5 protein-coding genes, 1 tRNA gene and 1 rRNA gene are annotated in these 7,698 nt (G+C 67.7%); 2 read left to right on the forward strand and 5 right to left on the reverse strand.

Annotated features, from left to right (window positions below):
- Positions 1 to 38 precede the first annotated feature (38 nt).
- Entirely contained in the window at positions 39 to 683 is a 645-nt protein-coding gene (locus LOC59_RS16525) for a response regulator (RefSeq protein WP_227896347.1), read from the reverse strand.
- Entirely contained in the window at positions 671 to 2,116 is a 1,446-nt protein-coding gene (locus LOC59_RS16530; protein ID WP_229973217.1) for a sensor histidine kinase, read from the reverse strand. The genes LOC59_RS16525 and LOC59_RS16530 overlap by 13 nt, the downstream gene beginning before the upstream one ends.
- A 142-nt stretch (positions 2,117 to 2,258) precedes the next feature.
- Between LOC59_RS16530 and LOC59_RS16535 the strand changes: the two genes are divergently transcribed.
- Together LOC59_RS16535 and LOC59_RS16540 are read left to right on the forward strand one after the other, a co-directional pair.
- On the forward strand, positions 2,259 to 3,014 hold the full coding sequence (locus LOC59_RS16535) for an ABC transporter ATP-binding protein (RefSeq protein WP_229973219.1): 756 nt from the start codon (positions 2,259 to 2,261) through the stop codon (positions 3,012 to 3,014).
- A 1-nt stretch (position 3,015) separates the two neighbouring features.
- Positions 3,016 to 5,490: an ABC transporter permease gene (locus tag LOC59_RS16540; RefSeq protein ID WP_229973221.1), complete on the forward strand. Its 2,475-nt coding sequence runs from the start codon at positions 3,016 to 3,018 to the stop codon at positions 5,488 to 5,490.
- A gap of 62 nt (positions 5,491 to 5,552) precedes the next feature.
- On the opposite strand, the gene LOC59_RS16545 is transcribed toward LOC59_RS16540, so the two are convergent.
- The 3 genes from LOC59_RS16545 to rrf form a co-directional block, all read right to left on the reverse strand.
- Positions 5,553 to 5,640 (reverse strand) — tRNA-Ser (locus tag LOC59_RS16545).
- 77 nt (positions 5,641 to 5,717) lie between these two features.
- Complete coding sequence (locus LOC59_RS16550; protein ID WP_227896351.1) at positions 5,718 to 6,365, reverse strand: TMEM175 family protein; 648 nt, start codon at positions 6,363 to 6,365, stop codon at positions 5,718 to 5,720.
- A 98-nt stretch (positions 6,366 to 6,463) separates the two neighbouring features.
- Positions 6,464 to 6,580, reverse strand: a 5S ribosomal RNA gene (gene rrf, locus LOC59_RS16555).
- Positions 6,581 to 7,698 lie beyond the last annotated feature (1,118 nt).

Genomic DNA, 7,698 nt, shown 5'->3' on the forward strand with positions numbered 1-7,698 from the left:
CCCTCTCTTTCCCCCTGCAAGGTGGGGTTGGCGCAGGGTTAGGAGCGCAGGTACGCCAGGGTGGCGAGGACGCGGCGGTGTCCACTGTCCAACGGCGAGAGCCCCAGCTTCGCGAAGATGTTGCCAATGTGCTTGCTGACAGCCGTCTCCGACACGGAAATGGCCTGCGCAATCGCAGTATTCCCCAGACCCTCGGCGACCAGCCCCAGGACCTCGAACTCGCGCGGCGTGAGCGAGCGGATCGGATCCCGGGTTCCGCGGCGGCTGAAGAGCTGGGCAATGACCTCGGGGTCCATTACGGTCCCGCCGGCCGCGACCCGCTGCAGCGCGTCGACGAAGTCACCGACCTTCCCCACCCGTTCCTTGAGCAGGTAGCCCACACCCTGGGCGCCGGAACCCAGGAGCCGGCTGGCGTAGCGGTCCTCCACATACGCGGACAGCACCAGCACCGGGAAATCCGGGACCCGTGCCCTCAGTTCCAGCGCAGCTTTCAGGCCTTCATTGGTGAAGGTGGGCGGCATCCGGACGTCGAGCAGCGCGGCGTCGGCAATACCCGGCTCGAACACGGCCAAGAGATCATCCGCGTTGTCCCAGGATCCTGCCACCTCGAACCCCTCGCCCTTGAGGAGCAGTTCAAGCCCCGCCCGCAGCAGGGCATCATCTTCGGCAATCAGAACGCGCACGGCAGCTCCACTCTCAGGTTGGTTGGGCCCCCTGCGGGGCTGGTGAGCACCAGCCTGCCGCCAAAGGCGGCTGCGCGCCGGGCTATTCCGGTCAGGCCGGTCCCCGAGCCGCCCCCGGCGGCACGTGCGGCCCCGGCGGGGGTTGTGACAGTTTCGGTAGCGACAGTGTTGGTAGCGACGGCGGTTCCGGCGGCTGCGAAGGTTTCGGTGTCGGCGGCTGCGTCAGCGGCCGACGCCGGCGGGACAGCAGGGCTCCCCGGTGCCGGTGCGAACTCCGCGAAAGCGGCGTCCGCGGAGGAAGCTTCCGCCCCGCCGCGCCCGTCGTCAGTCACTTCAACCACCAGCACGTCCTCCCGCGGCGTCGATTCGGTGCGCAGCACCACCTCGATCCGGGACGCACCGGAATGCTTGGCAGCATTGGTCAACGCTTCGGCCAGGACAAAGTAGGCGGCGGATTCAACAGCAGCAGGGGCGCGCTGCAATCCCCCGACGTCCAGGCTGCAGGGAATGGGCGAGCGGCTGGTCAGGGCCGAGGCAGCACCGCCCAGCCCCAGCTCATCCAGCACCGGGGGATAGATGTCATGCACAGCTGCACGGAGTCCGGTCAGCGCTTCAGAGGCGGCGTCCTGCGCCCGGGCCAGGAACGGCAGCGCGGCGGCCGGGTCGGTCTCCGCGGCCCGCTGGGCCAGCCCCAGCATCATGACCACACCCACCAAACGGTTCTGCGCGCCGTCGTGCAGTTCCCTCTCGATCCGGCGCAGCTCGGCGGCGTGTGCGGCAAGCGCGCTGGCCCGGGCTGTGGAGAGGTCCTGGATCCTTCGGGAGAGCTCGTCATAACGGCGCGGGGAAAGGATCGCGAGTGTTCCCTCACTGAGCCGCCGCGCCATCCACGGCAGCAGGAACCAGGCCAGGACCGCATAGGCGACGCCGAGCAGCATGCCCAGGAACGCTTCCGGCCAGCTGGTGATGGTGACGGTCAGTTCCAGCGGCGACTCGGGCGGAAACAGCATCCACAGCGGAGAAACCAGCAGATACAGCGCCGCGCCGGCCGGGAGGGCGAGGGCCACGGCACCGGCCAGCAGGGCAAACGCAGCATGGAAGAGCAGCCAGGACAGGTCCCGCTTGGTTTCCGGAGCCGTCACCAGCGACGCCAGTTCGCCAAAGGAATACCGCCCGCTGAGGCGGCGGCGGTCAAAGGGAATCACAGCCCCGGCAAAGCCGGCAGAGCGCTCCTGCGCATGTGCTGCCAGGAAGTTCAGGATCCTCAGTGCGCCGGGCAGGGCGTAGAGCCCGATGCCCAGGGACAGGAAGGGCAGCAGCACCAGTCCCGCCACCAGAGCTGCCAAGGATGCCAGCCAGTAGGCGGCCTCGCGCAGCAGGAAGGCAGCGTCAGCGGTGCGGGCCCGCAGGCCGGCTCGGGTTGGCCATCTCATTTCCTCGATTATGCCGGAGCGCCCCGGGTCTGTCGGTATAGCCAGCTACACCATGAACTGGGCTGCTGGCTGTATCGGAACCGATTCGTGCGCTGCGTAGCGTTGAAACCAGTTCCCCGCCACCGTTCAAAGGACACAAACCATGTACACAGACTCTTCCGAATTCCCAGGTCCGGCAGCCCTGGAGCTGACCGGCGTTTCCAAGAGCTACCGCACCGGGACTACCACCGTCGCAGCCCTCCGCGAGGTGTCCCTGGCCGTGCCGGCAGGCACCTTCACCGCGGTGATGGGCCCGTCCGGGTCCGGCAAAAGCACGCTGCTGCAATGCGCAGCGGGCTTGGACGGGCCCGACGACGGCCAGGTGCGGCTGGGAGGCACCGAAATTTCCCGGCTGGGAGGCAAGGCACTCACCCGCTTCCGGCGGGACCATGTGGGCTTCGTCTTCCAGTCCTACAACCTGCTGCCGCAGCTCTCAGTGACGGCCAACGTCACCCTGCCGCTGCTGCTCGCCGGACGCGGAACGGACGGGGCCTGGCTCGAGTACGTGCTCGACGCCGTCGGGCTGACCGGACTGGGCAACCGGAAGCCGCAGGAACTCTCCGGCGGGCAGCAGCAGCGCGCGGCCATTGCCCGGGCCCTCATCACGCGCCCGGACGTGGTCTTCGCGGATGAGCCTACCGGGGCCCTGGATTCCGGCACTGCCCGCCAGGTCCTGGAACTGCTGCGGCACACGGTCTCGGTACTTAACCAAACCGTGGTGATGGTGACCCACGATCCGGTGGCGGCCAGCTACGCGGACACAGTCGTTTTCCTGGCCGACGGACGCATTGACGGCAGCATGAGCGGCGCCTCGGCCCGCGACGTCACCGACCGCATGGCCTGCCTGGGAGGGAACTAACATGCTCAGCCTCGCCAAAGCGTCCATCCGGCACCACCGCGGCGGGTTCACCGGTGTGTTCATCGCCGTGTTCCTCTGCGCTGCACTGATCACCGCTATGGGCGTGCTCATTGAATCCGGACTGCGCGGAGGCACCTCCCCGCAGCGCCTGCAGGCGGCTGACATCGTAGTGGGCGCTCCCCAGTCCATTCCGGTTCCGGAGGACCTTCCGGCCGTCTTTGCCGAACGGGTCCTGCTGCCCGCCGGGACAGTGGAGGAGATCGAAGCCGTGCCCGGTGTCCAGAGCGCCGTCGGCAGCGTGGAGATTCCGCTGGCCACCGCCGACGGGAACCCCGTTGCCGCCGCGGCCTGGGACTCGGCAGCCCTGGCACCCTATGACCTCACAGCCGGTGAGCCCCCGCAGGCGTCTGATGAGGTGGCGGTGGATGCCTCCTTCAACACGGAGCCGGGCAGCAGCATCGTGCTCAGCCACGGCGGCATCCCCTCCGAGTACACCGTGTCCGGCACCGTGGAGCCGGCGGAAGGAGACAATTCCGGGCCGGCCGTCTTCCTGAGCACCGCCGGCGCGGCAGTCCTCTGGCCGCACGGCGATTCCGTGGCCACGGTCGGTGTCCTGGCCGAACCGGGTGTCAGCCCGGAGAAGCTGGCCGCGGACATCGAAGCCGGGGTATCCGGCGTCGTCAGTTACACCGGCGACCGGCGCGGTGATGTGGAGAACCTCGGCGGAGCCGGGGCGCGGTCCATGCTGCTGCTCCTGAGCGGGTCCCTGGCCGGAGTCGCCATGATGACCGCGGTCTTTGTGACTGCCGGAACCCTCTCGCTCTCCATCCTGTCCCGCCGCCGCGAGTTCGCGATGCTGCGGGCAGTGGGGGCCGGAGCCAACCAGACGCTGGGCCTGCTGGTTCGCGAAGTCCTGCTGGTCTCCAGCGCCGCCGCCGTGCTGGGAGCTCTTCCCGGATTCTGGCTGGCAGGTTTCCTCGGTGGCCAGTTCACCGCCGCCGGAGTGATTCCGGAGGGGTTCCAGCTCGCGTTCAGCCCGCTGCCGGCGGTGGGCGCCGTCCTGGTCAGCATCGCAGCAGCTGTGGGTGCCTCGCTCGTCTCGGCCCGCGGCACGGTCCGCGCAGCTCCCGTGACGGCGCTGCGGGAGGCCGTCACTGAATCCGGCCGGCTGGGCCGCGGGCGCATCATTACCGGACTGACCCTGCTGGCTGCCGGTCTCCTCGCAGCGCTGCTGCCCGCGGCGGTCCCCGGCAGCGCCGGGCTGGCGGCAGCGGCGTCGAGCATCCTGCTGCTCGTGATCGGTGCGGGCGTGCTGGGTCCGTGGATTGTGACCGGTTCGCTGAAGCTGATGGCGCCGCTCCTGCGGGGCAGCAGTTCCGCGCCGCTGGTCCTGGCCGGAGCCGGCGCCGAGGCATTCCCGCGGCGGCTCGCGGCGGGAATCGTGCCGCTGGCTCTGGCCCTGGCGCTCGGCTCCGTACAGTTCTTCATGCCAGCCACCGTGGAGTCCGAAGCACAGCGGCAGTCCCGCGACGGCGTCGTGGCCGGCTACCTGGCCAGCGCTCCGGGCGGAATCTCTCCCGAGCTGGCGGACGCGGTGGCCGCACTGCCGGGGGTAGAAACTTCGACGCCGATGGCCGCCTCCGCGCTCCTCGCCCAAACGCGTTTCCTGGGCATGGATGACGGGGTGCAGCCCGTCGGAGTGCAGGGTGTTGCACCTGAAAATCTGGAGGCCGCGCTGGACCTGGGGGTCCGGGAGGGGTCGCTGGACCGGCTCGCCGAACCCGGAACAGTAGCGGTAAGCACCGCGCTTGCGCACGAATCCGGGCTGGCGCCCGGGGATGAGTTCGGGTTCCGCTACGGGGACGGGGCTGAGGGCACCGCCGTCGTCGTCGCCGTCTATGAACGCGGGCTGGGATTCGGCGACGTAACCATGGACAACGCGGCCCTGCTCCCCCACACCACTTCCGGGCTGAACGATCAGCTGCTGCTCACGGCACCGGACGCCAATCCGGCGGAACTGGTGCCGGCACTTGAAGGCCTGGGCCTGACTGTCCTGGACCGGGAGGGACTGGACGCAGCCGGTGCGGCGGAGCGCGGTGCGGAGTCCTGGGTGAACATCCTGGCCATGCTGATCCTGCTGGGATATCTGGCGGTATCTGTGGGGAACTCACTGGTTATGTCCACCGCACGGCGGCGCCCCGAAATGCTGCTGCTGCGCCGGCTCGGAGCCACGAACGCGCAGCTGCGCCGCATGACCGGCGCGGAGTCGGCGCTGATGGTTGCCGCCGCCGTCGTAGTGGGAACGGTGCTGGCGCTGCCGCCGCTGATGAGCATTGCCCTGAATGTCTCCGGACAGCCGGTTCCCACGATCCAGCCGCTGGTGTACCTGGCGCTGGCGGGCGGAACCGCCCTGCTGGGCATGGGCACGGTTGCGGCGGCCACCCGCTTTGCACTGCGGCCGGAGCGCAACGGGTAAGGGCCCGGACGCAGAAACGCCCCGGTCCGAAGACCGGGGCGTTTCTGTGATGATTTCTCACCTGGCGGAGGATGGGGGATTTGAACCCCCGAGGGCGTTAACCCAACACGCGTTCCAGGCGTGCGCCATAGGCCGCTAGGCGAATCCTCCAGGCTTTTGCTCGTCAAGAGCAGATATAAGACTACCGGACATCGCCCTGATTACCGAATCGAGGGCCGACGACGGCCTCACGACCCCGCGGCGGCACCCATGCGGCGCCGGCCTGCCAGCCGCAGACCCAGGTTGATGACCAGGATCGACAGCCAGGACAGCTCCGCCGCCGACGGGCTGACAAGTGCAATGGGAATGGAGAGGAGGAAAACCGCCGGGGTGACGGGAGCGCGGACCCGGGCATACCTGAGCAGTCCTGGATTGACGTCGTCCCGGAAAAGTCCTCGCCTGCGGCAGTAAGACCACATCCACGTGTTCACCGAGCCGATCAGTCCCAGGGCAGCAGCATAAATAACGACGCCGAGGCTCGTGTCGTCGTGCAGCGCCAGCATGTCGGTGGCATAGGCGAGCAGCGCCACAAAGAACAACAGCAGCAGGTTTAGCCGCTGCAAACCTCCGGTGTAACCCTTCAGCAGGCGGAACAGCCGATGATGGCTCAGCCAATAGGCGCCGGCGACCGCGAAGGACAGGGCGTACGCGAAGAACTCCGGGCGCTGCTCCAGGATCGCATGGCCGAGCTGGCCGGCAGGGACTTCCGGCACCTTGATGTCCACGGCCAGCAGCGTCATGGCGATCGCGAATACGGCATCGCTGAAGAACATCGTGCGGTCCAGGTCGGCTCCGGAATCAAGACGCCGGCTGAACGGATCCTTCTTCTCCGTCATTGCATCATTGTGGGCCGTTCAAGCGCACGGGTCAGCAGCCGGGCCTTAAACAGAGAAGGACCCGCACGTCTCTGTACGGGTCCAACTCATCACGGTATGTCCGGCGGTGACCTACTCTCCCACACCCTCCCGAGTGCAGTACCATCGGCGCTGTGGGTCTTAGCTTCCGGGTTCGGAATGGGACCGGGCGTTTCCCCCACGCTGTGACCGCCGTAACCCTTTGTCCTCGCTTGCGCGGGAAATCTTTGGGTCACGCGCCGCGTGCTCTCTGCAGCCTCTCAGCTGATTCGTGCCTGCGGCGGTGATGCTCTTAAATCTTACCCTGTTTTTTAGGCGCTCATAACCACGGCCGAGATGGGGCGAGGTGGTGAGTAGGGATGCCGGGTATCGTCACCCAGCAGGGTGTCGGGTGTCAGGCCTGGACCGTTCGGCTGAGTGAATCTCAACCGGGTGGGGTTGCTGGGTAGCATCCCGCGACTCGGGCCTCGAGATGGGCAAAAACACCGCTGGGCGCACCCCGGATGGGATGGATACTGCTGGCTCAAGTGGTGAAGAGCCGGGGCGGGCGGACGGGCGGACAGGGCAGGTGACCATGCGGGCCGGCCGGCCGGACGGGTTCGACAACCATGAAGCAGCGACGCGGCGATGTGGTTTTGCTGCGTTTTGGGCTGAATCGTGTGCTGGGGGAATTTGCTGCGCGGCGCCGTGGCGAGATTTTCCCTGGACGACCGGTTTGTCCCGAAACGCAGTGAAACCATGCCACAGGGTGCAGCGAAATCCCCGAGCGCAGTGCTTCCGGACCCAAAGTGCAGTGTTTCCCCAAAGTGCAGTGTTTTGGCCGGGATGCAGCGCGTTTGCCGCGGGACGCAGTGTTTTTGGCCGGGAGGCAGTGTTTTACCCACAGTGCAGTGCCTGCACCCCGGGATCCAGCGTTTCACCCTGGGGACGGCGCCGGCATGGGTGCTCAGGACCTTAGCCCCCATGCCGCGGCACCACAGGCATGATGCCGGGGTGCCTTGGGAGGAAACGGTGCTGTGCCGGGTGTTCGGGCACCGGGTTCCCAGCCCTGGTTACTGGTGCTGCGCCGCGAGGTTACTCCCGCAACGGGAGTAACGGGGAGGGGGAACAGTGGCCCGGTGTGGACCTGCATGCGTTGCCTGGCCCAGGGAGTGCCGGTGATTTTGCGCACCCGGCCCCCATACTTTGCGGGTTAAACAGGTCGGGCCCCGCCCCTAGTGCGGGGCCCGAAGCCCGGAACCCCCAGGGGGGGTCTAATGGTTGTCCGGCGGTGACCTACTCTCCCACACCCTCCCAGGTGCAGTACCATAGGCGC

This window comes from Arthrobacter sp. zg-Y916 (assembly GCF_020907385.1).
GTDB lineage: Bacteria > Actinomycetota > Actinomycetes > Actinomycetales > Micrococcaceae > Arthrobacter_B > Arthrobacter_B caoxuetaonis.